The sequence below is a fragment of the Thalassospira mesophila genome (assembly GCF_002115755.1).
GTDB lineage: Bacteria > Pseudomonadota > Alphaproteobacteria > Rhodospirillales > Thalassospiraceae > Thalassospira > Thalassospira mesophila.
On record NZ_JFKA01000043.1, the window covers coordinates 1 to 1,176 of the forward strand.

Here is a 1,176-nt window from a genome sequence, read left to right on the forward strand (position 1 = left end):
GCGCGTACAAAACCGCACGTTAACGTTGGCACAATCGGCCACGTTGACCACGGTAAAACCACGCTGACCGCAGCGATCACCAAAGTTCTCGCAGAGAGCGGCGGCGCATCGTTCCAAGACTACAGCATGATCGACAAAGCACCGGAAGAGAAAGCTCGTGGTATCACGATCTCGACCGCGCACGTCGAATATGAAACCGCAAATCGTCACTATGCACACGTCGATTGCCCGGGCCACGCTGACTATGTGAAAAACATGATCACGGGCGCGGCACAGATGGACGGCGGCATTCTGGTGGTTTCGGCTGCTGATGGCCCGATGCCGCAGACCCGTGAACACATCCTCCTGGCTCGCCAGGTTGGTGTTCCGGCACTGGTCGTGTTCATGAACAAGGTTGACCAGGTTGACGATGAAGAGTTGCTCGAACTCGTCGAAATGGAAATCCGCGAACTTCTGTCGTCCTACGACTTCCCGGGCGACGATATTCCGATCATCAAGGGCTCGGCTCTGGCCGCTCTTGAAGGCCGTGATGACGAAATCGGCAAGAATGCCATCATCGAACTGATGGCTGCTGTTGATGAATACATCCCGGCACCGGCGCGTCCGATGGATCGTCCGTTCCTGATGCCGATCGAAGACGTGTTCTCGATTTCGGGTCGTGGTACGGTTGTGACCGGTCGTGTCGAATCGGGCATCGTCAAGGTTGGTGAAGAAGTCGAAATCGTCGGCATCAAAGCCACCGTCAAAACGATCGTCACCGGCGTTGAAATGTTCCGCAAGCTGCTCGATCAGGGCCAGGCTGGCGACAACATTGGCGCGCTGTTGCGTGGTACCAAGCGTGAAGACGTCGAACGTGGCCAGGTTCTGGCGCATGTCGGCTCGATCAAGCCGCATACCAAGTTCCAGGCAGAAGCCTACATCCTGACGAAGGATGAAGGCGGTCGTCACACGCCGTTCTTCTCGAACTACCGTCCGCAGTTCTACTTCCGTACGACTGACGTGACCGGTTCGATCGAACTGCCGGAAGGCACCGAAATGGTGATGCCGGGCGACAACGTTCAGATGACCGCTACTCTTATCGCACCGATCGCGATGGACGAAGGTCTGCGTTTCGCCATCCGTGAAGGCGGTCGTACCGTCGGCGCGGGCGTCGTTGCAAAGATCATTGAATAATTT

1 protein-coding gene is annotated in these 1,176 nt (G+C 56.7%); it reads left to right on the top strand.

All coding sequences use genetic code 11. The annotated features are described in order from the left end of the window. On the top strand, nt 1-1,173 hold a 1,173-nt coding region (gene tuf / locus TMES_RS21925), incomplete at its 5' end, for an elongation factor Tu (RefSeq protein WP_143589777.1). Between the last annotated feature and the right edge of the window lie 3 nt (nt 1,174-1,176).